At 62.0% G+C, this 24062-nt stretch carries 22 protein-coding genes and 2 tRNA genes; 21 read left to right on the top strand and 3 right to left on the bottom strand.

Annotation, left to right across the window (positions count from 1 at the left end; genetic code table 11):
- Positions 1-26: 26 nt before the first annotated feature.
- Positions 27-116, bottom strand: coding sequence for a pyrroloquinoline quinone precursor peptide PqqA (gene pqqA / locus PSEST_RS21795; protein ID WP_015277071.1), 90 nt, complete (start codon positions 114-116; stop codon positions 27-29).
- Between the two features lie 395 nt (positions 117-511).
- On the opposite strand from pqqA (PSEST_RS21795), the gene PSEST_RS11100 reads away from it, so the two are divergent.
- The 15 genes from PSEST_RS11100 to PSEST_RS11035 all read left to right on the top strand — a co-directional run bounded on the left by PSEST_RS11100 (position 512) and on the right by PSEST_RS11035 (position 19140).
- Positions 512-2032: an aldehyde dehydrogenase family protein gene (locus PSEST_RS11100; RefSeq protein WP_015277070.1), complete on the top strand. Its 1521-nt coding sequence runs from the start codon at positions 512-514 to the stop codon at positions 2030-2032.
- A 244-nt stretch (positions 2033-2276) separates the two neighbouring features.
- Positions 2277-3395 (top strand): NADH:flavin oxidoreductase, encoded by a 1119-nt coding sequence (locus PSEST_RS11095; protein WP_015277069.1) that lies wholly within the window; start codon positions 2277-2279, stop codon positions 3393-3395.
- A 178-nt stretch (positions 3396-3573) separates the two neighbouring features.
- Positions 3574-3645 carry a pyrroloquinoline quinone precursor peptide PqqA gene (gene pqqA, locus PSEST_RS21790; protein WP_003284930.1) on the top strand — a complete coding sequence of 24 codons (72 nt, stop codon included), beginning with the start codon at positions 3574-3576 and terminating at the stop codon, positions 3643-3645.
- Positions 3646-3691: 46 nt separating this feature from the next.
- Positions 3692-4603: a pyrroloquinoline quinone biosynthesis protein PqqB gene (gene pqqB, locus PSEST_RS11090; protein ID WP_015277068.1), complete on the top strand. Its 912-nt coding sequence runs from the start codon at positions 3692-3694 to the stop codon at positions 4601-4603.
- A gap of 86 nt (positions 4604-4689) precedes the next feature.
- Complete coding sequence (pqqC, locus tag PSEST_RS11085) at positions 4690-5442, top strand: pyrroloquinoline-quinone synthase PqqC (protein ID WP_015277067.1); 753 nt, start codon at positions 4690-4692, stop codon at positions 5440-5442.
- 93 nt (positions 5443-5535) lie between these two features.
- Complete coding sequence (pqqD, locus tag PSEST_RS11080; RefSeq protein WP_015277066.1) at positions 5536-5814, top strand: pyrroloquinoline quinone biosynthesis peptide chaperone PqqD; 279 nt, start codon at positions 5536-5538, stop codon at positions 5812-5814.
- A complete protein-coding gene (gene pqqE / locus PSEST_RS11075; RefSeq protein WP_015277065.1) occupies positions 5786-6940 on the top strand; it encodes a pyrroloquinoline quinone biosynthesis protein PqqE in 1155 nt (384 codons plus the stop codon). The genes pqqD and pqqE overlap by 29 nt, the downstream gene beginning before the upstream one ends.
- Positions 6937-8850 carry an alpha/beta hydrolase family protein gene (locus tag PSEST_RS11070; protein ID WP_015277064.1) on the top strand — a complete coding sequence of 638 codons (1914 nt, stop codon included), beginning with the start codon at positions 6937-6939 and terminating at the stop codon, positions 8848-8850. The genes pqqE and PSEST_RS11070 overlap by 4 nt, the downstream gene beginning before the upstream one ends.
- 107 nt (positions 8851-8957) lie before the next feature.
- Positions 8958-10121, top strand: coding sequence for an alcohol dehydrogenase-like regulatory protein ErcA (gene ercA / locus PSEST_RS11065; RefSeq protein ID WP_015277063.1), 1164 nt, complete (start codon positions 8958-8960; stop codon positions 10119-10121).
- Positions 10105-11802, top strand: coding sequence for a NahK/ErcS family hybrid sensor histidine kinase/response regulator (locus tag PSEST_RS11060; protein ID WP_015277062.1), 1698 nt, complete (start codon positions 10105-10107; stop codon positions 11800-11802). Before ercA ends, PSEST_RS11060 begins: the two co-directional genes overlap by 17 nt.
- Before the next feature lie 50 nt (positions 11803-11852).
- Positions 11853-12197 (top strand): hypothetical protein, encoded by a 345-nt coding sequence (locus tag PSEST_RS11055; RefSeq protein WP_015277061.1) that lies wholly within the window; start codon positions 11853-11855, stop codon positions 12195-12197.
- 91 nt (positions 12198-12288) lie between these two features.
- Positions 12289-13542, top strand: coding sequence for a TolC family protein (locus PSEST_RS11050; protein ID WP_015277060.1), 1254 nt, complete (start codon positions 12289-12291; stop codon positions 13540-13542).
- On the top strand, positions 13539-15026 hold the full coding sequence (locus tag PSEST_RS11045; RefSeq protein WP_015277059.1) for an efflux RND transporter periplasmic adaptor subunit: 1488 nt from the start codon (positions 13539-13541) through the stop codon (positions 15024-15026). Before PSEST_RS11050 ends, PSEST_RS11045 begins: the two co-directional genes overlap by 4 nt.
- A complete protein-coding gene (locus tag PSEST_RS11040) occupies positions 15023-18145 on the top strand; it encodes an efflux RND transporter permease subunit (protein WP_015277058.1) in 3123 nt (1040 codons plus the stop codon). Before PSEST_RS11045 ends, PSEST_RS11040 begins: the two co-directional genes overlap by 4 nt.
- A 113-nt stretch (positions 18146-18258) precedes the next feature.
- Positions 18259-19140 (top strand): cation transporter, encoded by an 882-nt coding sequence (locus tag PSEST_RS11035; protein ID WP_015277057.1) that lies wholly within the window; start codon positions 18259-18261, stop codon positions 19138-19140.
- 8 nt (positions 19141-19148) lie between these two features.
- On the opposite strand, the gene PSEST_RS11030 is transcribed toward PSEST_RS11035, so the two are convergent.
- The gene (locus PSEST_RS11030; RefSeq protein WP_015277056.1) at positions 19149-19865 is read right to left on the bottom strand and encodes a hypothetical protein; all 717 of its coding nucleotides are present in this window, start codon (positions 19863-19865) and stop codon (positions 19149-19151) included.
- 205 nt (positions 19866-20070) lie between these two features.
- On the opposite strand from PSEST_RS11030, the gene uvrY reads away from it, so the two are divergent.
- The 6 genes from uvrY (at position 20071) to PSEST_RS11000 (ending at position 23793) form a co-directional block, all read left to right on the top strand.
- Complete coding sequence (uvrY, locus tag PSEST_RS11025; protein WP_015277055.1) at positions 20071-20715, top strand: UvrY/SirA/GacA family response regulator transcription factor; 645 nt, start codon at positions 20071-20073, stop codon at positions 20713-20715.
- Positions 20715-22538: an excinuclease ABC subunit UvrC gene (gene uvrC, locus PSEST_RS11020; protein WP_015277054.1), complete on the top strand. Its 1824-nt coding sequence runs from the start codon at positions 20715-20717 to the stop codon at positions 22536-22538. Before uvrY ends, uvrC begins: the two co-directional genes overlap by 1 nt.
- A gap of 34 nt (positions 22539-22572) precedes the next feature.
- On the top strand, positions 22573-23130 hold the full coding sequence (pgsA, locus tag PSEST_RS11015) for a CDP-diacylglycerol--glycerol-3-phosphate 3-phosphatidyltransferase (RefSeq protein WP_041756630.1): 558 nt from the start codon (positions 22573-22575) through the stop codon (positions 23128-23130).
- 69 nt (positions 23131-23199) lie between these two features.
- Positions 23200-23275, top strand: a tRNA-Gly gene (locus PSEST_RS11010).
- A 46-nt stretch (positions 23276-23321) separates the two neighbouring features.
- Positions 23322-23395: transfer RNA gene (locus PSEST_RS11005), tRNA-Cys, on the top strand.
- Between the two features lie 152 nt (positions 23396-23547).
- Complete coding sequence (locus PSEST_RS11000) at positions 23548-23793, top strand: hypothetical protein (RefSeq protein ID WP_015277052.1); 246 nt, start codon at positions 23548-23550, stop codon at positions 23791-23793.
- On the opposite strand, the gene PSEST_RS10995 is transcribed toward PSEST_RS11000, so the two are convergent.
- Positions 23794-23976, bottom strand: a complete 183-nt coding sequence (locus PSEST_RS10995; RefSeq protein ID WP_198286414.1) for a PLDc N-terminal domain-containing protein — start codon at positions 23974-23976, stop codon at positions 23794-23796.
- Positions 23977-24062 lie beyond the last annotated feature (86 nt).

Genomic DNA, 24062 nt, shown 5'->3' with positions numbered 1-24062 from the left:
GATGTTCGATCACGCCGGTCAGGGGCTCAGCGTACGTAGACGTACGCGGTGACTTCGAAGCCCAGACGCAGGTCGCAGAAGTCCGGATCGATCCACTGCATGGCGTATCTCCTCATTGGTTGTTGTCAGGAAAAGCGATGTCGCACCCCGAAGCTAAGGCGCTTTGGCAGGTGGGCTAATAAGACTTTGGGGTTGGTTTTGCCGCCTTTTGGTCGCGCTTTTCTTGCGTTACAGGAGAATTTTCGCTCTGGGCAGGCACCCTTGTTCAGCGTCATTTTTAGGGTGCGATCCAGGGTCTATCCTGCTCGGCTTTTTCTCCCGTTCCAGGCTGGTCCTATCAATCGCAAACCGCCATCAGCTCTGCCTCTGCGCCTTGCCATCTACTACCAAATGAGGAGTCCTCCGCTGCCATGGGTGCATACCGGAGCGAAGACCCCGCTGCCTAAGATCGGTCCATGTCCTGTGCACTTCCCGGCACAGGCTCCGACAAGCAGAAGAAGAGAGGCCCATCATGATCTACGCTCAGCCCGGTACCCCAGGCGCCGTCGTATCCTTCAAGCCGCGCTACGGCAACTACATCGGTGGTGAATTCGTCCCGCCGGTCAAAGGCGAGTACTTCGTCAACACCTCGCCGGTCAATGGTGAGGTCATTGCCGAATTCCCGCGCTCTGGTGCCGAAGATATCGAGAAGGCGCTGGATGCCGCTCATGCTGCCGCCGACGCCTGGGGCAAGACCTCGGTGCAGGACCGCGCGCTGATTCTGCTGAAGATCGCCGATCGCATCGAAGCCAACCTGGAAAAGCTCGCGGTCGCTGAAACCTGGGACAACGGCAAGGCCGTCCGTGAAACCCTGAACGCCGACGTACCGCTGGCTGCGGATCACTTCCGCTACTTCGCCGGCTGCATCCGCGCCCAGGAAGGCAGCGCTGCCGAGATCAACGAGCATACCGCGGCCTATCACTTCCATGAGCCGCTGGGCGTTGTTGGCCAGATCATCCCGTGGAACTTCCCGCTGCTGATGGCCGCCTGGAAACTGGCTCCGGCCCTGGCCGCCGGTAACTGCATCGTGCTCAAGCCGGCCGAGCAGACCCCGCTGTCGATCATGGTGTTCATCGAAGTGGTCGGTGATCTGCTGCCGCCGGGCGTGCTGAACATCGTCCAGGGCTTCGGTCGCGAAGCCGGTCAGGCGCTGGCCACCAGCACCCGCATCGCCAAGATCGCTTTCACCGGCTCGACTCCAGTCGGCTCGCACATCATGCGTTGCGCCGCCGAGAACATCATCCCGAGCACCGTAGAACTGGGTGGCAAGAGCCCGAACATCTTCTTCGAAGACATCATGAATGCCGAGCCTGCATTCATCGAGAAAGCCGCTGAAGGTCTGGTGCTGGCCTTCTTCAACCAGGGTGAGGTCTGCACCTGCCCGTCGCGTGCGCTGATCCAGGAATCGATCTTCGAGCCCTTCATGGAAGTGGTGATGAAGAAGATCAAGGCGATCAAGCGTGGCAACCCGCTGGATACCGACACCATGGTCGGCGCCCAGGCGTCCGAGCAGCAGTTCGACAAGATTCTCTCCTACATGGAGATCGCTCAGCAGGAAGGCGCCCAGATTCTTACCGGCGGTGCCGCCGAGAAGCTGGAAGGCAGCTTGTCGACCGGCTACTACGTGCAGCCAACGCTGATCAAAGGCCACAACAAGATGCGCGTGTTCCAGGAAGAGATCTTTGGACCCGTAGTCGGTGTGGCGACCTTCAAGGACGAGGCTGAAGCCCTGGCGATCGCCAACGACACCGAGTTCGGCCTGGGTGCCGGCGTCTGGACCCGCGACATCAACCGCGCTTACCGCATGGGTCGCGGCATCAAGGCCGGCCGTGTCTGGACCAACTGCTATCACCTGTACCCGGCGCATGCTGCGTTCGGTGGCTACAAGAAATCCGGCGTCGGTCGCGAAACCCACAAGATGATGCTCGACCACTACCAGCAGACCAAGAACCTGCTGATCAGCTACGACATCAATCCACTCGGATTCTTCTGATGAGGGCCCCGGCGCGTTAGCTCCAGCGCGCCGGCTTATTTTGCTATGCACGTCATGTGCAGGAATCTGCGCCGCTTCTGCTGTAATCCCCCTCGAACCGAGCGCAAGGTTCCTATCGCAACGCGGCTTCGGCCGCGTTTTTTTATGGCCGGCAGCAAACCAGCCATCGCGCTTATCGAACTACCGGTCACCGACACGCCTCCCATCAGCATGCCCCCAATATCGGCTGGATAAGGAGAGCACCATGTCGCAACTGTTCGAACCCTACACACTGAAGCATATGAGTCTGCGCAATCGTACAGTCGTTGCACCCATGACCCGGGTCAGCGCCGAAGCGGAGGGTGACGCCAACGAGTTGATGCGTGACTACTACGCATCATTCGCCAAGGGTGGTTTTGCTCTGATCATCAGCGAAGGCATCTATACCGATACGGCCTTCAGTCAGGGTTACTTCAACCAGCCGGGGCTCGCGACCGAGGCGCACCGGGACAGCTGGAGGATAGTCGTCGATGCCGTGCACGACGCTGGAGCCGCTTTCGTCGCTCAGCTCATGCATGGGGGCGCGCAGACCCAGGGCAATATCCATCATGCCCGCCACATTGCACCTTCGGCGGTGCAGCCCAGCGGGTCTCAGCTGACGTTCTACGGCGGCGAGGGTCCCTACGCGACTCCGGCCGAAATGAACGAGCAGGAGATTCAGGAGGCCATCCAGGGATTCGCCCAGGCCGCGCGTCACGCGCGTGAGGCCGGTTTCGACGGCGTCGAGCTGCATGGTGCCAATGGTTACCTGTTGCACGAATTCATCAGTGCCGAATTCAATCAGCGACTTGATCAGTGGGGCGGCGACTACCTGCAGCGCCTGAACATGCCTCTGGCGGTGATCCGCGCGGTACGCGCCGAAGTGGGTGATGACTTCGTGGTTGGTATGCGTCTGTCCCAAAGCATGGTTTGCGATAGCAAGATGAAATGGGAAGGTGGAGTGAACGAAGCCGGGCAGCGTTTTCGCGCGCTGGTCGATGCCGGTCTCGATTATCTGCACGTCACCGAACCGGATGCCGCTGCGCCGGCTTTCGGCAGCGGGCCGAGCTTTGCTGCGATCGCCAAGAGCTGCGTCACGATCCCGGTGATTGGTAACGGCGGCATCGTCACGGGCGAGCAGGCTGAAGGCTTACTCGTCGATGGTGACATGGACCTGGTCGCGATAGGCAAGGCTGCGCTGGCCAATAACGACTGGCCGCAGCGTATTCAGCAGGGATTGGAGCTCAGCAAGTTCGACGGCACGATGTTCGTCCCCATGGCGACCATTACCAACGAACTGGCCTGGCGAAACGCCAATGATCGGCCGGCGCTGGGCTCAAGTTGACAGCCTCTCGCCGCAGGCGTTAGCTGAATGAGTAACGGTGTAACAACGGACGGCCGTCTGTCGGGCACTACCAAGGCACGGCGCTGTCTCCTTCCAAAGTACCATTCTGCTTTAGGCAGAACAGGGGGCTTAATTGGGCTGTCGGAATCTTCCGGCACCATAAAAAGAGGACCGACCTATGTGGACTAAACCCGCCTTCACCGACATGCGTATTGGTTTCGAAGTCACCATGTACTTCGCAAACCGTTGATCGATCAGCCCCGGCTCCGGCCGGGGCTTTGCTTTGGGGGCTGTCCATGTTCATCCGAATTCTAGGTTCCGCTGCGGGCGGAGGTTTTCCGCAGTGGAACTGCAACTGCGCCAACTGCGCGGGGCTGCGTGCCGGCACGCTCAACGCCAAGGCGCGTACCCAGTCATCGATTGCCATAAGCGACAACGGCGTCGACTGGGTCCTGTGCAACGCTTCGCCCGATATCCGCGCGCAGCTGGAATCCTTCCCGGCGCTGCAGCCGGCCCGGGCGCCAAGAGATACCGCCATTGGCGCGATCGTTCTGCTGGACAGCCAGATAGATCACACCACCGGCCTGCTGACCTTGCGCGAAGGCTGCCCGCACGAAGTCTGGTGCACCGAGATGGTCCACCAGGACCTGACCACCGGCTTCCCCCTGTTCAACATGCTCGAGCACTGGAACGGCGGGCTGAAGTGGAACCGCATCGGCCTGACGGATAGCTTCAGCATCCCGTGCTGCCCGAACCTGCATATCACGCCGATCCCGCTGCGTAGCTCTGCGCCGCCGTATTCACCGCATCGCAACGATCCGCATCCCGGCGACAACATCGGCCTGCTGATCGAGGATCGTAAAAGCGGTGGCACGCTGTTCTATGCGCCGGGCCTGGGCAAGGTCAGCAATGAGTTGCTCGAAACCATGCGCCAGGCCGATTGCCTACTGGTCGACGGCACCCTTTGGCGTGACGATGAAATGCTCGTGCGCGAAGTCGGCACCAAGCTCGGCAGCGAAATGGGACACCTGCAGCAGAGCGGCCCGGGCGGCATGATCGAGGTGCTCGATGGCATGCCTGCGGTTCGCAAGATCCTCATCCACATCAACAACACCAATCCGATCCTCGACGAGGACTCCGTCGAGCGGGAAATCCTCGGCGAGCACGGAATCGAAGTCGCCTTCGACGGCATGAACATCGAGCTGTAGCGACGCGCTGCCAAGACGCGGCTACAGACCGTGAGGCAGCTCGAGTAAAGAACAACGGAACGAGAAGAAAAAGGAACGACACCGTCATGAACCTGCCAGCCATGAGTCCCGCCGAATTCGAACAGGCGTTGCGCGCCAAGGGCGAGTACTACCACATTCATCACCCGTTTCACCGGGCCATGTATGCCGGCCAGGCGACGCGCGAGCAGATTCAGGGCTGGGTCGCCAATCGCTTTTACTACCAGGTCTGTATCCCGGTAAAGGACGCGGCGATCATGGCCAACTGTCCGGACCGTGATACCCGCCGGGAGTGGATTCAGCGCATCATCGACCATGATGGTGCGCCAGGCGAAGAGGGCGGTATCGAGGCGTGGCTGCGGCTGGCCGAAGCCGTCGGGCTGGATCGCGAGCAGGTGCTGTCGCAGGAGCTGGTGCTGCCCGGTGTGCGTTTCGCGGTGGATGCCTACGTCAACTTCGCTCGCCGCGCCAGCTGGCAGGAAGCCGCGAGCAGCTCGCTGACCGAACTCTTTGCCCCGACCATCCATCAATCCCGTCTGGATAGTTGGCCGCAGCACTATCCGTGGATCGATGCCTCCGGTTACGACTACTTCCGCAAGCGGCTGAAGGAGGCGCGCCGCGACGTCGAGCACGGCCTGCGCATCACCTTGGACCACTACCGCACCCGTGATGCGCAGGAGCGTATGCTGGAGATCCTGCAGTTCAAACTCGACGTGCTGTGGAGCATGCTCGACGCCATGAGCATGGCCTACGAGCTGGATCGCCCGCCGTACCACACCGTGACGCGTGAACGGATCTGGCACAAAGGCATCAGCGTCTAGGAACGTGCGTCCACGGGTGGGCTTGAGCCCACCGCCAGCGAGCACAATTGATTTGGCCGGGCTGCCCGCCTGCCTACTGGCGAGACAACGACCATGAGCGATATCCAACTGACCCAGATTCCAGCCTTTCGCCGAGGCTACCGCTTCCAGTGGGAGCCGGCGCAGAACTGCCACGTACTGCTCTATCCGGAAGGCATGATCAAACTCAACGAGAGCGCCGCGGCAGTGCTGACCGAGGTGGATGGAACCCGCAGCGTCGGCGCAATCGTCGCCGACCTGCAGGTCCGCTATCCCGAGGCCGAAGGGATTCAAGAAGATATCGTCGCGTTTCTGGAGGTCGCCGTTGAACGGTTCTGGATCGAGCTTCGCTAAACCTGGCTACGAGCCTGGCCCGCCGCTCTGGCTGCTGGCGGAGCTGACCTATCGTTGCCCTCTGCAGTGCCCGTACTGCTCCAATCCGTTGGACTTCGCCCGCAGCCACGACGAGCTGAGCACCGCCGAGTGGATCGAAGTATTCCGCCAGGCACGCGAGATGGGCGCGGCCCAGCTTGGCTTCTCAGGCGGTGAGCCGCTGGTGCGCCAGGATCTGGTAGAGCTGATCGAAGCGGCACGCGGACTCGGCTATTACACCAACCTGATCACTTCTGGCATCGGCCTCACTGAAGAGAAGATCGCCAGTTTCGCCGAGGCCGGGCTGGACCATATTCAGATCAGCTTTCAGGCGGCCGACGAGGAGGTGAACAACCTGCTTGCCGGTTCGAAGAAGGCCTTCGCTCACAAGCTGGAAATGGCCCGTGCGGTGAAGAAGCACGGCTATCCGATGGTGCTCAACTTCGTCACGCATCGGCACAACATCGACAACATCGAGCAGATCATCCGCCTGTGCATCGAGCTCGAAGCCGACTTCGTCGAACTCGCTACCTGCCAGTTCTACGGCTGGGCCGAGTTGAACCGGGCCGGATTATTGCCGAGCAAGGAGCAGCTGGTACGTGCCGAGCGCATCACCAACGAGTGGCGCGACAAGCTCGCCGCGGAAAACCATCCGTGCAAGCTGATCTTCGTGACGCCCGATTACTACGAAGAACGGCCGAAGGCCTGCATGAACGGCTGGGGCAACCTGTTCCTCGACATCACCCCGGACGGCACGGCGCTGCCTTGCCACAGCGCGCGACAGCTGCCGGTGGAGTTCCCCAACGTACGCGAGCACAGCATCGAGCACATCTGGCGACACTCTTTCGGCTTCAACAAGTTCCGCGGCTACGACTGGATGCCCGAACCCTGCCGCAGTTGCGACGAGAAGGAACGCGACTTCGGCGGCTGCCGCTGCCAGGCTTTCATGCTCACCGGTGATGCCGCCAACGCCGACCCGGTGTGCAGCAAGTCGCTGCATCACGACAAGATCCTTGCCGCGCGGGCGCAGGCAGAGCATGGCGCCTTGAGCCTCGAGCAGCTGCAGCACCGCAACGAAAAGGCTTCCAAGCTGATCCTCAAGGTATGAGTTGCACCAATACCCGTCCGACTCCAGACAGCATTCCCTACGGTTTCTGGCCCAGCGATTGGAGCGCCGAAGCCGCGGCGGTGGCCAGCCGGGACTTTGCCGAGCTGCGTGCCGGACACGGTGGGCTGTACTGGATCGAATATGACCCGTCCCATGGGCGTTGCACGCTGTGGTTGTGGCGGGGCGGCAATGCGCATTGCCTGACACCCGAGCGATTCTCGGTCCGCAGCCGCGTTTACGAATACGGCGGCGGTGCGTTCTGTCTGACCTCGGAGGGGCTCGCCTTCGTCAACGAGGAGGATCAGCAGATCCATCTGCAGGCAACCGAGTCCACCGGCGGGGCAGCACATCCTGTGGCGCTGACTGATCGATCCGGCTGTCGATACGGCGATCTGCAGCATGACCAGCACGCTGAGGCGATTATCGCGCTGGAAGAATCCCACGGCGCCGAGGGCGTCGAGCATCGTCTGGTTTCCCTGACCATTGCCGATGGCGGGCGTGAGGTTCTCGTCGAAGGTGCTGATTTCTACTCGTCTCCAGTGCTCAGTCCGGACGGAACGCGACTGGCCTGGATCGAATGGGATAGGCCAGAGCAGCCCTGGACAGCGACGCGTCTGTGCGTCGCCACGCGCATGCCGGATGGGCGTTGGGGTGGCAGGCAGGTCCTGGCTGGCGCCGCGGGCGGCGAATCCCTGCAGCAGCCGCGCTTTGCCGCCGATGGTCGATTGCATTGTCTAAGCGACCGTTCCGGCTTCTGGCAGCCGTGGGTCGAGGCGGACGGAAAACTGGTGAGGCCTTCGAGCCTTGCGCAAGCGTGCGGGGATTACGATTGCGCCCCGGCGCCCTGGCAACTGGGCACCAGCAGCTATCTGCCGCTGCACGACGGCGCTCTGCTGTTGACCCATATGGTCGACGGCTATGGCTGGTTATTCGAACACGCTAACAACGGCGACCAGCGCCAGTTGGCCACGGAGTTCACCCGTTGCCGCCAGCTTTCCGCGAACGAAAGCCATGTGTTCTGCATCGCCGGCTCGCCGGAGCGAACTCCGGCTGTCCTGGCTATCGAGCGTGCCAGCGGTGCGCTGCAGATTCTGGCTGGTGGGGCGATGCCACTGGTGACCGATCAGTTGTCATGTCCGCAACCGCTGCGTTTTGCGACCGGAGGTGATGAAGTCGCCCATGCCTTCTTCTATCCGCCGCGCAATGCGCATTGCCATGGTCCGACCGCTACATTGCCGCCGCTGGTGGTGTTCGCCCACGGCGGCCCGACGTCGGCGAGCTATCCGGTATTCGATCCGCGCATCCAGTTCTGGACCCAGCGCGGTTTCGCCGTGGTCGACGTGAATTACCGCGGTAGCAGCGGCTTCGGTCGCGCCTATCGGCAACGTCTGCGCGAGCAATGGGGCGTGGTGGATGTGGAAGATGCCTGCCAGGCGGTTCGAGCACTCGTGGGGCAGGGGGAGATTGACTCGCAGCGAGTGTTCATCCGCGGTTCCAGCGCTGGCGGCTATACCGCGCTGAGCGCGCTGGCCGCCACTGATCTGTTCCGTGGTGGAGCCAGCCTGTATGGCGTCAGCGATCCGCTGGCCTTGCGTCGGGCGACGCACAAGTTCGAGGGTGACTATCTTGACTGGCTGATCGGCGATCCTCGGCTGGTGTCAGAGCGTTTTCGTGAGCGTGCGCCTTTGTATAACGCCGAGCGCATAAACGCCCCTGTGATCTTCCTGCAGGGCGGACAGGACGCCGTCGTGCTGCCCGAGCAGACCGAGTCGATGGTGGCGGCTCTGCGCAGCCGAGGAGTCACGGTCGACTACCGGCTGTATCCCGACGAGCGCCACGGCTTCCGCCAGGCTGCCAATCTTGCGGATGCGCTGGAGCGGGAATTGCGCTTCTATCAGTGCCTGCTGTAGGCCTTTCCGCCAGACGGGGGCAATCGCCCTCCATTCGGCGCATTGCATTGCCCGAGTAATGCAGTAGGCTTGCGCCAGTTGTTACAAAAAATAAAAAGGCCGCAGTGATGAGCCCGAATATCAGCCTTCAGCGCAAGTTTGTCTCCCCTGAAATCATCTTCGGTGCGGGTTGTCGGCATAGCGTCGGCAATTGCGCCGCCAATTTCGGCGCACGCAAGGTATTGCTGGTGTCTGACCCCGGCGTGGTTCATGCCGGGTGGGTAGCCGACGTGCAGGCCAGCCTTGAACGCCAGAACATCGGGCATTGCCTGTTCACCGGCGTATCCCCCAACCCGCGATGTGAAGAGGTGATGCTCGGCGCCGAGCTTTACCGTAGCGAAGGCTGCAACGTCATCGTTGCAGTTGGCGGCGGCAGTCCAATGGATTGCGCCAAGGGCATCGGTATCGTCGCAGCCCATGGCCGTCACATTTACGAGTTCGAAGGCGTGGACACGCTGCGCGTGCCCAGCCCGCCATTGATCCTGATTCCGACCACGGCCGGGACGTCGGCGGATGTCTCGCAGTTCGTGATCATTTCCAATCAACAGGAGCGGATGAAGTTCTCCATCGTCAGCAAGGCTGCCGTGCCGGATGTATCGCTGATCGATCCGGAAACCACCCTGAGCATGGACCCGTTTCTTTCGGCCTGTACCGGCATCGATGCGCTGGTGCATGCCATCGAGGCCTTCGTTTCGACTGGCCACGGCCCGCTGACCGACCCCCACGCCCTGGAAGCCATGCGGCTGATCAATGGCAATCTGGTGCAGATGATCGCCAATCCGGCCGATATCGCCCTGCGCGAGCAGATCATGCTCGGCAGCATGCAGGCCGGGCTGGCCTTCTCCAATGCGATTCTTGGCGCGGTACACGCCATGTCCCACAGCCTTGGCGGCTATCTCGACCTGCCACACGGAGTGTGCAATGCCGTCCTCGTCGAGCACGTGGTTGCGTTCAATTACGATGCCGCGCCGGATCGCTACCGCATGGTTGCCGAAACTCTGGGTATCGACTCCCGCGGGCTGAGCCACCGGCAGGTGCGTGAACGCCTGGTGCAGCACCTGATCGATCTCAAACAGCAGATCGGCTTCAGAGAGACCCTTGGCCTGCACGGCGTGAATCTTTCAGATATCCCGTTCCTCTCCCAGCACGCCATGCAGGATCCCTGCATTCTCACCAATCCACGCTCGTCGACGCAGCGGGACGTCGAGGTCGTCTATGCCGAAGCCCTCTGATGACCAGCATCAGGCGCTGACGCAGCTACTCGGTTTCGGTAGTCACTCCGCGCGCAAGAGCCACTATCCGGAGCTGGTGGCACGGCTGGAGGAGCTCGAAGCCGAGCGCAATCGCTACAAATGGCTGTTCGAGCACGCCGTGCACGGCATCTTCCAGGCCAGCCTGCAGGAAGGCATCCGAGCCGCCAACCCGGCGCTTGCGCGCATGCTTGGCTACGAAACCGCGGAAGACGCACTGTGGACCCTGACCGATCTGTCCCATCACCTGTTCATCGGCGGTGAGGAGGAATTGCGCCAGATTCGCCATACGTTGAGTCAGCAGAACGGGCTGTTCGGCTACGAGACGCGCCTACGCCGCAAGGATGGCAGTGCCATCTACGTGATCATGAACCTGCTGCTCAAGCCCGACGAAGACGGCCTGGTGGAGGGCTTCGTCGCCGATGTAACCGAGCGCAAGCTGGCGCAGTTGCGCCTGTTGCAGCTCAACGAAGAGCTGGAGCAGCGCGTCGCCGAGCGTACCTGCGAATTGCGCGAGGCTCGTGATGCGGCGGAAGCGGCCAATCTGAGCAAGGACAAATACCTCGCTGCTGCCAGCCACGACCTGCTGCAGCCGCTCAACGCGGCACGCCTGTTGATCTCGACCTTGCGTGAACGCCAGCTGCCGCAGAGTGAGCTGCATCTGGTGGAGCGGGCGCATCTGGCGCTGGAGGGCGCCGAGGATCTGCTTACCGATCTGCTCGATATTTCCAAGCTTGATCAGGCCGCCATCAAACCCGACATCGATGCCTATTCGCTTGACGACATCCTGCTGCCGCTGATCTCCGAGTTCCAGCCGGTCGCTGCGGCGAAGGGCCTGCAGCTGTCGCATTACCTGCCGCGTTGCGCCATCAGCTGCGATTTCCGCTTGCTGACGCGGATTCTGCGCAACCTGCTGAGCAATGCCTGCCGCTATACCGATGCCGGTGGCGTGCTGCTGGGCGCGCGCAAGCGTGGCGACATGTTGCGTATCGAGGTGTGGGACACCGGCCGTGGCATTCCGGAAGAGGACCTGCATTCGATCTTCCTCGAATTCAACCAGCTTGGTGTCAGCCGCGCGGCAGAACGCAGCGGCGTCGGTTTAGGACTGGCAATCGTCGACCGTATCGCCAACATGCTGGACTACCGCGTGCTGGTGCGCTCCCGCCCTGGGCGCGGCTCGGTGTTCAGTATCGATGTACCCATGGCCGCGACAGTACCGCCACGCAGCGCCGTCACACCGGTGATCGCCCCTCAGCTCGGTGACCCCTTGCCCGGCCGGCGCCTTTTGGTGATTGATAACGAAACCAGCATTCTGCACAGCATGGCGGCGCTGCTCGAACAGTGGGGCTGTACGGTGGTGACTGCGACCGACGAGCAAACCGCGATTGCGGCGCTGGGGGGCGTCGCTCCGGATGCGATTCTTGCGGACTATCACCTTGACCATGGCAGCACTGGCTGGGACGTCGTGCTGGCACTGCGAGCACGTTTTTCCACGCGACTGCCGGTGGTGATGATCACCGCCGATCGCAGCGATCAATGCCGGCGCCAATTGCAAGGCGTTGGCGTGCCGGTGCTGAACAAGCCGGTCAAACCTGGAAAGATGCGTTCTGTGCTCAGTCATCTGCTGAGCGGCGACGGAACGGATGGGTCGAATGAGGTCTGAGACGATCTGGATCAAGTTTCCGAAGACACCAGGCGGTTAGACTGCTCTCCATGAAAGCCTATCTGCGTCTGTTTCTCGTCCTGCTGATCAGCGTTGCGCTTCCCGTTACCGGGATGGCGGCACTGGAGCTGAGCGCGGAGCCGTGCCAGATGCAGGATGATTCGCAGGTGTCCGAGCACGCTGGGCATTTGCTCGTGACGCAGGATGACGACGAACATACGCACGATGGAAACCCCTCGTGTGAAAGCGGCCATCAGTGCAAGTCCGGCAGCATGCTGCAGTCCACCGTACTCAAGCCGGGTCTTGGCGCTTCGGTGCCATTGCTCGTCGTGAGCCATTCCGAGTTTTTTCCTACCCGTTCCGGCGCCGATGTCTGGCGCCCACCGCGTCACTGATTCCTTCGCTGACCTGACTCGCCCCGCATCCGTGCGTGAGGCGCTGTAAGCATGCCGTTGCGGCATGCAGGAATATCGAGGAATCCAATCCATGAACTTCCAACTCATAGGGAAGTATCGGCCCGTCGCTGCCTTGGCGTGCATTTGCGCATTCGCCTGGCCAGTCGCCGCTACGGGCCTGACCTTCGACGACGCCCTCAACCTTGCACAGCTGCAAGCACCATCTTTGCGTGCCGAGGCATCCAGGTTGAGCGCAGCGCGCAGCGAAGCCGTTGCGGCAGGTGAGCTACCGGACCCGAAGCTGCTGCTCGGCGTGCAGAACCTGCCCATCGAGGGTGCTGAGCGCTGGAGCCTCACCGACGATGGCATGACCATGCGCATGGTTGGCCTGATGCAAGAAGTACCGAATCGCGACAAGCGCAAGGCGCGTACCGATGTAGCCCACGCCGCTATCGGACGCGCCGATGCGGCGCGCGAAGTCGAAATGCTCAGGGTGCATCTGGCGGCGGCCCAGGCGTGGATCGCTACCCACTCCGTGGAGCGCAAGATTCAGCTCTTCGACGAGCTGTTCGAGGAAAACCGCCTGCTCGGCGAAGCGATTCGGGCACGTATCGCCGGCGGGAGAGGGCAACTGACCGACAGTGTCACCGCAAGGCAGCAAGCAGCGCTTCTGGCGGAGCGCCAGGACGAACTGCACCAGCAATATCGTCAGGCCCGCGCGGCGCTGGTGCGCTGGGTTGGCGAGGATGGTAACCAGCCGCTGCGCGGTGAGCCGCCACGGTGGACGATCGAGCACGATCAATTGAACCGCCGCGTCGTCAGCCATCCTCAGCTGAGCGCCTATGCACCGATGACCGAAGAGGCCCGCGCACGCATTCGCGAGGCGACCGCCGAGAAGCAGATCGACTGGAGCTGGGAGGTCAGCTACCTCAAGCGCGGTCGCGAGTACGGCGATATGGTCAATCTTCAATTCAGCTTCGATCTGCCAGTGTTCCAGCGGTCGCGGCAGAACCCGCGGATCGCGGCGCGCTATGCGGAGCTCGACCAGCTGGAGGCCGAGCGAGAAGCCATGGTGCGTGAATTCGCCGAGCAGCTCGACGTGGAGCTGGCTGAACTGGATCGCCTGCAGCGCGCCCAGCAGCGAAACGAAGAAGTGCTGCTGCCTCTTGCGCGAGAAAAGACCGAACTGGCCATGGCTGGCTACCGGGCCGGCAGCAATGACCTGGAGGCGGTACTCGGCGCACGCAATGAGCTGATTGAAACCCGCCTGAAACAGATCGACCTGCAGGGATTGGTGGCCATCGCCGCATCTCGGCTGCACCTCGCCTACGGAGAAGCCAAATGAGCCGGAATACGTTCGCAAACCTCAGCTTGGCCGCCCTGACAGCGCTGCTCGGTGGCGCTGCCGGCTACTGGCTTGCCAGTCAGAATGAGCACGGCGCAGAGCATCTGGAGCCAGCCGTCGCAAGCCAGGCCCAGGTGTTGTACTGGTACGATCCGATGGTGCCGCAGCATCGCTTCGATAAACCGGGCAAATCGCCATTCATGGATATGGATCTGGTGCCACGTTACGCCGGCGAGGATGGCGACGCGGCAGCCATCAACATCGATGCAGGCATCACGCAGAACCTTGGCGTGCGCCTGGCATCAGTGACGCGCGGGCAATTGGCCAGCCAGATCGAAGCGGTTGGCGTACTCGAATACAACGCGCGCGACGTGGCAGTGGTTCAGGTCCGGGCGGGTGGCTTCGTCGAGCGCGTCTACCATCATGCGCCGGGTGATCTGCTCGACAAGGGCACCCCGCTGGCCGATCTGCTGATTCCCGAGTGGTCGGCCGCCCAGGAGGAATATCTGGCGCTGCGCCGTATTGGCGAACCGGCACTGCTGGAGGCCGCCCGCCAGCGGCTGCGCCTGGCCGGAATGCCAGCCGCGACCATCAGCCAGCTTGAACGCACTGGAAAGGTCAGTGCTTCGATCACCATCTCCACACCCATTGCCGGCGTGCTGCAGGAGCTGGACGTGCGTGAGGGCATGAGCCTTGCGGCCGGCGCGCCGCTGGCGCGGATCAATGGTCTGGACAGCGTCTGGCTGGAAGTCGCCGTGCCGGAGGCGCAGAGCACAGGGATACGCGTAGGGCAACGAGCTACAGCGCGCCTGCCGGCCATGCCTGGAGAGCGCATCGAAGGCACCATCACTGCCGTGCTGCCGGAGGCCAATGCCGCCAGCCGTACCCTGCGCGTGCGCGTGCAGCTGCCCAATCCGCAAGGCCTGCTGAGGCCCGGGCTGACGGCGCAGGCAACCTTGAAGGGCGCAGACGACACTTCGGTTCTGCTGATTCCCAGCGAGGCCGTGATCCGAACCGGCCGGCGCAGCCTGGTAATGCTCGCCGAGGCGGGCGGGCGTTACCGGCCGGTAGAGGTCGAAACGGGCCGCGACAGCGGAAATCAGACCGCCATCGTCGCAGGCCTCGAAGAGGGGCAACAGGTAGTGGCCTCCGGGCAGTTCCTGCTGGATTCGGAAGCCAGCCTGCGTGGAATCGTGGCGTCACCGGCTACCGGCGATACGGGGCATGCGCACGATCATGCGCAGATAGCACCGGCGCTGCATGAATCCGAAGGCCGCGTTCTTGCGCTGAGCGAAAACCGGCTGAAGATCGCCCACGGGCCATTCCATACGCTGGGGATGCCGGGCATGACGATGAGCTTCGCGGTGGCCGACTCGGAGTTGCTGCGCGGTGTTCAGGCGCAGGACCGGATTCGTTTTGCCGTGCGGGAAACCGATCAGGGCTTGTTGATCGAGCGCGTTCAGCTCATGGAGAAGCAGCCATGATTGCCGCGTTGATCCGCTGGTCCGTGCTGAACCGCTTTCTCGTGCTGCTGGCGACCCTGCTGATGACTGCCGTTGGGGTCTGGGCGATACGAACCACGCCAATCGATGCGCTGCCAGACCTCTCCGATGTGCAGGTCATCATTCGCACGCCCTATCCGGGGCAGGCACCGCAGATCGTCGAGAACCAGGTGACCTACCCGCTGACCACGACGATGCTCTCGGTGCCCGGCGCGAAGACCGTGCGAGGCTATTCGTTCTTCGGCGACAGCTTCGTCTATGTACTTTTCGAGGACGGCACCGACCTCTACTGGGCGCGCTCGCGGGTGCTGGAGTATCTGAGCCAGGTCCAGAGTCGCCTGCCGGCCAGCGCCAAGCCATCACTCGGGCCCGATGCCACCGGGGTCGGCTGGATCTTTCAGTACGCGCTGGTCGACCGCAGCGGCCGGCACGATCTGGCGCAACTGCGCAGCCTGCAGGACTGGTTTCTCAAGTACGAACTGATCACGCTGCCAAACGTGGCTGAAGTGGCGACCATCGGTGGCATGGTCAAGCAGTACCAGGTCGTGCTCGATCCATTGAAGATGGCCAGCCTTGCAGTAACCCAGGCTCAGGTGATCGAGGCCATCGGCATGGCCAACCAGGAAACCGGCGGTGCCGTGCTGGAGCTGGCTGAGACTGAATACATGGTGCGCGCCTCGGGTTACCTGCAGACCCTTGATGATTTCCGGCAGATTCCTCTGCAGCTCAGCGCCAAGGGCGTGCCGATCACGCTTGGTGATGTCGCGCATGTGCAGCTTGGTCCGGAAATGCGTCGGGGTATCGCCGAACTCGATGGGGAGGGGGAAACCGTTGGCGGCGTGGTCATCCTGCGAAGCGGCAAGAATGCACGGGAAACGCTTGCCGCCGTGCACGGCAAGCTCGAGGAGCTGAAGCGCAGCCTGCCGAAGGGGGTCGAGATCGTCACCACCTACGACCGCAGCCAGCTGATCGATCGCGCGGTGGAGAACCTCAGCTTCAAGCTGCTGGAGGAATTTATCGTCGTCGCGCTGGTGTGCGGCATCTTCCTCTGGCACCTGCGTTCATCGCTGGTGGCCATCGTCTCGCTGCCCATCGGGATTCTGATCGCCTTCGCCGTGATGCGTTACCAGGGCATCAACGCCAACATCATGTCGCTCGGCGGGATCGCCATCGCCATTGGCGCGATGGTTGATGCCGCGGTGGTGATGATCGAGAACGCGCACAAGAAGGCTGAGGCCTGGCGCCACGCCAATCCCGGCAGGGCGCTGGCAGGCGATGAGCACTGGCGAGTGATGACCAGCGCAGCAGAGGAGGTCGGTCCTGCGCTGTTCTTCTGCCTGCTGATCATCACGCTGTCGTTCATCCCGGTATTCACCCTCGAGGCACAAGAAGGGCGTCTGTTCGGACCGCTGGCGTTTACCAAGACTTACGCAATGGCGGCCGCGGCCGGGCTTTCGGTGACGCTGGTGCCGGTATTGATGGGCTACTGGATTCGCGGCAAGTTGCCGGACGAGGCGCGTAATCCACTCAATCGCGGGCTGATCCGGGTCTATCGCCCCGCATTGAACACCGTTCTCGACCACCCGAAGACCACCATTGCGGTAGCCGTGCTGGTCCTGGCTACCACGCTGTGGCCGATGTCGCGCCTCGGAGGTGAGTTTCTTCCGCCCATGGACGAGGGCGATCTGCTCTACATGCCTTCGGCGCTGCCGGGCCTGTCGGCACAGAAGGCAGCCCAGCTGCTGCAGCAGACCGACCGGATGATCCGCACGGTACCGGAAGTCGAAACGGTGTTCGGCAAGGCGGGGCGTGCCGAGTCGGCCACTGACCCGGCGCCGCTGGAAATGTTCGAGACCACCATCCGTTTCAAGCCGCGCGAGCAATGGCGCGCCGGCATGACGCCGGAGAAGCTGGTCGATGAGCTGGACAGGGCTGTGCAGGTCCCGGGCCTGACCAATATCTGGATACCGCCGATTCGCAACCGTATCGACATGCTTGCCACCGGCATCAAGAGCCCGATCGGGGTGAAGGTTGCCGGCGCCAACCTGGAAGAGATCGACCGTGTCAGTCAGCAGGTGGAAGCGGTTGCCAAGCGCGTTCCGGGTGTCAGCTCGGCGCTGGCCGAGCGCCTGGTCGGCGGGCGCTACATCGATATCGATATCGACCGCCGAGATGCGGCGCGCTATGGCCTCAATATCGCCGATGTGCAATCCATCGTCTCCAGCGCCATCGGCGGCGAAACCGTCGGTGAAACCGTCGAGGGGCTGGCGCGCTACCCCATCAGTGTGCGCTATCCGCGAGAATGGCGGGACACGCCCCAGGCGCTGGAGGAGTTGCCCATTCTGACGCCGCAAGGCAGCCAGATCACCCTGGGCAGTGTGGCACGGGTACGGGTCAGCGACGGCCCGCCAATGCTGCGTAGCGAAAACGCTCGGTTGGCCGGGTGGGTATACGTGGACGTCCGCGGTCGCGACATCGCTTCGGTCGTCGCCGACCTGCGGGGGGCGATCAGCGCCGATGTCGCCTTGCCTCCCGGCATGAGCCTGAGCTATTCGGGGCAATTCGAATTTCTCGAACGTGCCAACGAGCGACTCAAGCTGGTCGTGCCGGCCACCTTGCTGATCATCTTCGTACTGCTGTACCTGACCTTCAGTCGCCTCGACGAGGCCGTGCTGATCATGCTCACGCTGCCTTTCGCGCTGACGGGTGGCGTCTGGTTCCTTTACCTGATGGGCTACAACCTGTCGGTGGCCACTGGCGTTGGCTTTATTGCGCTGGCCGGCGTCGCCGCGGAGTTTGGCGTAATCATGCTGTTGTATCTGAAGAATGCCTGGGCCGAACGGCAGCGCGACGGGCTGCACGATGAGGCAGCACTGTGCGATGCCATCCGAGAAGGTGCGGTGCAGCGTGTGCGTCCCAAGGCCATGACTGTCGCAGTGATCGTCGCCGGGTTGTTGCCGATCCTGCTGGGTGCCGGTACCGGTAGCGAGGTGATGAGTCGTATTGCTGCGCCCATGGTCGGCGGAATGCTGAGTGCGCCACTGCTCTCGCTCTTCGTGATCCCGGCTGTCTATCGGCTGATGCGCAAACCGAGGGGCTGAACTGCAGGCAACGCTGCGCTGTGTTGTAAGTTCTGCTCGCCGCTATGATGAGGCGCATTGTTACAGTGCCTTGGTCGAGCAGGCTCGGCGTGGCGGCAGCAGGGGAAGGGTAGATGAGTTGCGCTGATCAGGATTGCGGCTGCGGGTCGGCCGCTGCGAGCAACCCAGCAGGCGAGCTGGAATCCGGTGCTGCACGCTGGATCAGCGTGTATCGCGTGCCGAAAATGGATTGCCCCGCTGAAGAGCGGATGATTCGCATGGCGCTCGCCAGCTGCGAGGGCATCCGTCATCTGGCTTTCGATCTACCCAACAGGACGTTGACCGTAGCCCATGATTGCAGTGTCGATCCGCTCAGTGAACGACTGGAGGCCCTGGGCCTGGGTGCCGGGCTGACACGGACCCATGCAGCCGAAGGCGCGCCTGACGTACTTGCCGGCGACACCCAGGAGCAGGAAGCAGCCACGCTGAAAATCCTTCTGGCGATCAACGCCATCATGTTCATCTTCGAACTGGTGGCCGGGCTGGTCGCTCAGTCGACCGGGTTGATCGGCGATTCGCTGGACATGTTTGCCGACGCCGCCGTTTACGGGGTCGCGCTCTATGCAGTCGGCCGGGCTGCACGCTTCCAGTTGCGTGCGGCACAGCTGGCCGGCTGGCTGCAGGGGCTGTTGGCGCTTGGCCTGCTGGTCGAGGTCGGCCGGCGCTTTTTCTTCGGCAGCGAGCCGCAGTCGCTGACGATCATGGTTGTGGCGTGCGTAGCGCTGATCGCCAATGTCGCCTGTCTCCTGCTCATTACCAAGCACCGCGACGGTGGTGTTCACATGCAGGCCAGCTATATCTTTTCCGCCAATGACGTACTCATCAATGTCGGCGTGATCGTAGCTGGCGCCCTGGTCGCATGGAGCGGGTCGAACTACCCGGACCTGTTCATTGGTGGTTTGATCGGCTTGATTGTCCTACTCGGTGCGAGACGTATTCTGGCGCTGCGCGCGTAGGTGATTCATCACAGCATCAATAGCAGCAGTGAGTAGCCAAGCGAGCCGAGCAGGAACGCGCCGAATCGACTGTTGCGCTCGGTGGGTAGCTCTTCTTTGAGCACGTTGAGGATGATCGCACCGGCGATGAACGCAGTGACGGCCGAGACTGCCAGTTCTGACAGCTCGATGGTCGCACCGAAGGCCCAACCGACCAGCGTCGCGCTTGCCAGAATCCAACGCCCGCGATGGGCAAACAGCCCCTGATGGTCGTGTTGCAGTGCTACGTCATTGACCATGAAATGCAGCGCCATGGCCACGGTGTACCAGACCAGTTCAAGCGTCTGGCCCGCGTCGCGGTTGGCCAGGATATAGCCGATCAGCGCGTTGTAGCCGGCGAATGCGCCAACGTGCAGCCAGAACACGCTGGCGTGCGATGGTTCGTCGTCCGCGCGCACGCTACGGTGCTGTTTTATAAGCCGTTCCAGGCCGTAGAAACAGGCCAGACCAAGCAGGGCCAGCAGATAGGCGTGGTGTTCCAGATAGCGCAGCGGATGGAACCCGCTATCCTCCATCACCTGCTGTCCTTGAGCCAGTTCAGGGAGCAGGTGAACGAACACATAGGCGACGGCGACGCCACCGGCGGCGGAAAGCCAGCGGCTACGTGGCAACTGGTGCAGCTCGCTTAGCCTTCCGGCCAGCACGTGGGTAGCCGTCAGCGCCAATGCGGCGATAAACGTGAGCATGGTAAACCCTAGCAGCGGTCACCCGCTTCTGACTTTGGCTGTCCAGCGGTGTTCAGTGTGCAGTTCGTCGGCCGGTCGATGTGGACTAATGATCTCGATCAGTTCACTGCGTCTTGATCGGCCAGGCCGATGATTTTTTTGATAGAGTTCGCTCCTGAAAAGCGAGCAGCCAGCCAGCTTTTAATACGGTCAATGAGGTGTCTGCTTGATTAGGGTGCTGGTGGTCGATGACCACGATCTGGTTCGCACGGGCATCAGTCGTATGCTGGCGGACATCTCCGGACTACAGGTAATAGGTCAGGCTGACTCCGGCGAGGACGCGATCCGCAAGGCTCGGGAGCTCAAGCCTGACGTCGTGCTGATGGACGTCAAGATGCCGGGTATCGGCGGCCTGGAGGCGACCCGCAAGCTGTTGCGCAGCTATCCGGATCTCAAGGTCATTGCCGTGACGATCTGTGAAGAAGACCCGTTTCCGACGCGTCTCCTGCAGGCCGGTGCGGCGGGATACCTGACCAAGGGTGCAGGCCTTGAAGAGATGGTCCAGGCCATTCGCATGGTGTTTGGCGGTCAGCGTTACATCAGTCCGCAGATCGCCCAGCAGCTGGCGCTCAAATCGTTCCAGCCGCAGCTCAGCGAGTCGCCGTTCGATCTGCTTTCCGAGCGGGAAATCCAGATCGCGTTGATGATCGCCAACTGCCAGAAAGTGCAGAGCATCTCCGACAAGCTCTGCCTCTCGCCGAAAACGGTCAATACCTACCGTTATCGCATCTTCGAAAAGCTGTCGATTACCAGTGATGTCGAGCTTGCCCTGCTGGCGGTTCGTCACGGGATGGTCGACACCGTCAACTGATGACAGAAACCTTCGACTCATCGGCGTTCCTGGCGGCTTGCAGCGGCCGTCCGGGCGTTTATCGCATGTTCGATGCGCAGGCCAAGCTGCTGTATGTCGGCAAGGCCAAGAACCTCAAGAAGCGCCTGGCCAGCTACTTCCGCAAGACGGGGCAGGCGCCAAAGACCGCAGCCTTGGTGGCGAAGATCGCACAGGTCGAGACCACCATCACCGCCAACGAAACCGAGGCGCTGCTGCTCGAGCAGACGCTGATCAAGCAATGGCGGCCGCCTTATAACATCCTGCTGCGTGACGATAAGTCCTATCCCTACGTATTCCTCTCAGCCGGCGAATTCCCGCGACTGAGCATTCACCGTGGCGCGAAGAAAGAGCCAGGGCGTTACTTCGGACCTTATCCCAGCGCGGGAGCGATCCGCGAAAGCCTGAGCCTGCTGCAAAAAGCCTTTTTCGTGCGCCAATGCGAAGACAGTTACTACCGAAACCGCACACGGCCTTGCCTGCAGTACCAGATCAAGCGCTGCAAGGCGCCGTGTGTGAACCTGGTCGAGCCAGCGGAATACGCCGAAGACGTACGCCATTCGGTGATGTTTCTCGAAGGGCGCAGCAATGCGCTGGCCGAAGAACTGTCGCGCAACATGGAAAAGGCGGCGATGAGTCTGGACTTCGAGCGTGCCGCGGAAATTCGCGATCAGATCGGCATTCTGCGCCGGGTGCAGGATCAGCAAAGCATGGAAGGCGGCACTGGCGACGTAGATATCGTCGCCGCCGTGGTGAGCCCGGGCGGCGCCTGTGTGCATCTGATCACCGTGCGCGGCGGTCGCGTGCTGGGCAGCAAGAACTTCTTCCCGCAGGTAGCCATCGAGGAAAGCGTCAGCGAAGTGCTACAGGCGTTCCTGGAGCAGTACTACCTGGGCGCTGCCGAACGCGATCTGCCGGCAGAATTGATCGTCAATGCGGTACACGAAGACTTTGCGACGCTCATCGACGCTATTTCCGAGCTGCGCGGCGTAGAGCTGACCATCACCCACCGCGTCCGTGGCACGCGAGCCCGCTGGCAGCAGCTGGCGTTGACCAATGCCGAGCAGGCGATGGGCGCGCGCCTGGCCAACCGTCAGCACCTGTCGGCTCGCTTCGAAGCATTGGCCGAGGCGCTGGAACTCGACGAGCCGCCACAACGTCTGGAGTGCTTCGATATCAGCCATTCCAGCGGTGAGGCGACGGTGGCCTCCTGCGTGGTGTTCGGTCCGGAAGGTCCACTCAAGTCCGACTACCGCCGCTACAACATCGAAGGCGTTACCGCGGGCGATGACTATGCAGCGATGCATCAGGCGCTGTCCCGGCGTTTTCGCAAGGCGGCGGAAGGCGAGGGCAAGTTGCCGGATATCCTGCTGGTCGACGGTGGCAAGGGCCAGCTCAATATGGCGCGCGAGGTGCTCGAAGAGTTGGCAGTGCCGGAGTTGATCCTGCTCGGCGTGGCCAAGGGCGTGACCCGCAAGCCCGGCCTGGAAACGCTCTACCTCAACGACGCGGCTCACGAATTCACCCTCCCGGCCGACTCACCGGCACTGCACCTGATCCAGCAGGTGCGCGACGAGGCCCACCGTTTCGCCATAACCGGTCACCGTGCCAGACGTGGGAAAGCGCGGCGGACGTCGACCCTGGAGGAGGTTCCCGGCATCGGCCCGAAGCGCCGTCGCGAACTGCTTACGCATTTTGGCGGTCTTCAGGAACTGTGTAGAGCGAGCCTCGACGAGATCGCCAAAGCGCCCGGTATCAGCAAAAAGCTCGCCGAGTCGATTTATGCAGCTCTGCACAGTGAGTAAACTGTTCCCCGAATTCCGCCGATCAGTGGTACCGATGAATATCCCGAACCTGCTCACCGTTCTACGCGTGCTGCTGATACCCATCTTTATTTTGCTGTTCTATCTCCCGTTCTACTGGAGTTACCTGGCTGCAAGTGCCGTGTTCACCGTAGCGGCGCTGACAGACTGGCTCGACGGCTACCTGGCGCGTCGGCTTGAGCAGAGCACGCCGTTCGGTGCCTTTCTCGATCCGGTCGCGGACAAGCTCATGGTGGCGGTGGCCCTGGTGCTGCTGGTCGAAGAGCACGCCAACCTCTGGTTGACGTTGCCTGCCGCGATCATCATCGGTCGGGAGATCGTTGTCTCGGCATTACGTGAGTGGATGGCCGAACTGGGCGCCCGCGCTCAGGTTGCAGTGTCAAACCTGGGCAAATGGAAGACTGCCGCGCAGATGGCGGCCTTGGTTATCCTGCTGGCCAATCCGCCGCAGCCGACAATCTGGGTGGGCCTGGGCTACGCGCTGTTGATCGTGGCGGCTGGACTGACGCTGTGGTCGATGATCAATTACCTGATGGCTGCCTGGCCGCACCTGAGCACCACCGAAAAGAAATAAAAACTTTTTTAATCAAAGGGTTGACGGCAGCCTTCGATCGTATAGAATGGCGCCCGTCACCAAGACAACGCGGGAATAGCTCAGTTGGTAGAGCACGACCTTGCCAAGGTCGGGGTCGCGAGTTCGAGTCTCGTTTCCCGCTCCAGTTTGTAAGATCGCGCCGCAGTAATCATGCGGCGCCTTCGTTTTGAGGCCGGTTGGCAGAGTGGTTATGCAGCGGATTGCAAATCCGTGTACGCCGGTTCGATTCCGACATCGGCCTCCATATTGAAAAGCCCCAAGCAATTCGTTGCTTGGGGCTTTTTCTTTTGCGCGACAGAATTTCGGGTGCTTCGCACTCAGCAGTGAGTTCGACGGCGGGCGGTTCCGCAAAGGCTATCTATACTTTGTCAGCGCCTTTTGCGCGGGAGAATAGCCATGCGCCGCCTCACAGCTTTTGCTTTTGCCATCCTCTTCAGCTCGCCGCTGCTGGCGATGCACTGCCCCATGGATATGGCCAAGATCGACGAGCAGCTCAAGACCAATCCGCCCAAGGATGCCGCTACGCTGCAGCAGGTTCGTGAGTTGCGCGCCGAGGGCGAACAGTTGCATCAGGCCGGCAAGCACGCCGATTCGGTGAGAGTGCTCGGCAGGGCTCTGTATCTGCTTGGCCTGAAGCCCTGATCAGCGGGCGCGGCGCAAGCCGACCAGCAGCCAGAACAGCAGTCCCAGGACCGGAAAGACAGCGATGCCGATCGCCCAGAGCGCTTTTGCGCCTACGGTTCGGTCACTTTTGAATACGCTGATGATCGCGAGCAGATTCAGGGCTATCAGGGCTACCGCGGCAGCGATGGCCAGATACGTCATCGAATCGGACACTTCTCATTCTCCTGGTAGTTCACCTTATATGAGGCCGTGAACTACGCAGTGCGGTTCCGTTCGGCAAGCCCCGC

Source organism: Stutzerimonas stutzeri RCH2 (assembly GCF_000327065.1).
Classification (GTDB): domain Bacteria; phylum Pseudomonadota; class Gammaproteobacteria; order Pseudomonadales; family Pseudomonadaceae; genus Stutzerimonas; species Stutzerimonas stutzeri_AE.
Note: the sequence above shows the minus strand (reverse complement) of the source record. Positions and strands in the feature narration are given on the sequence as shown.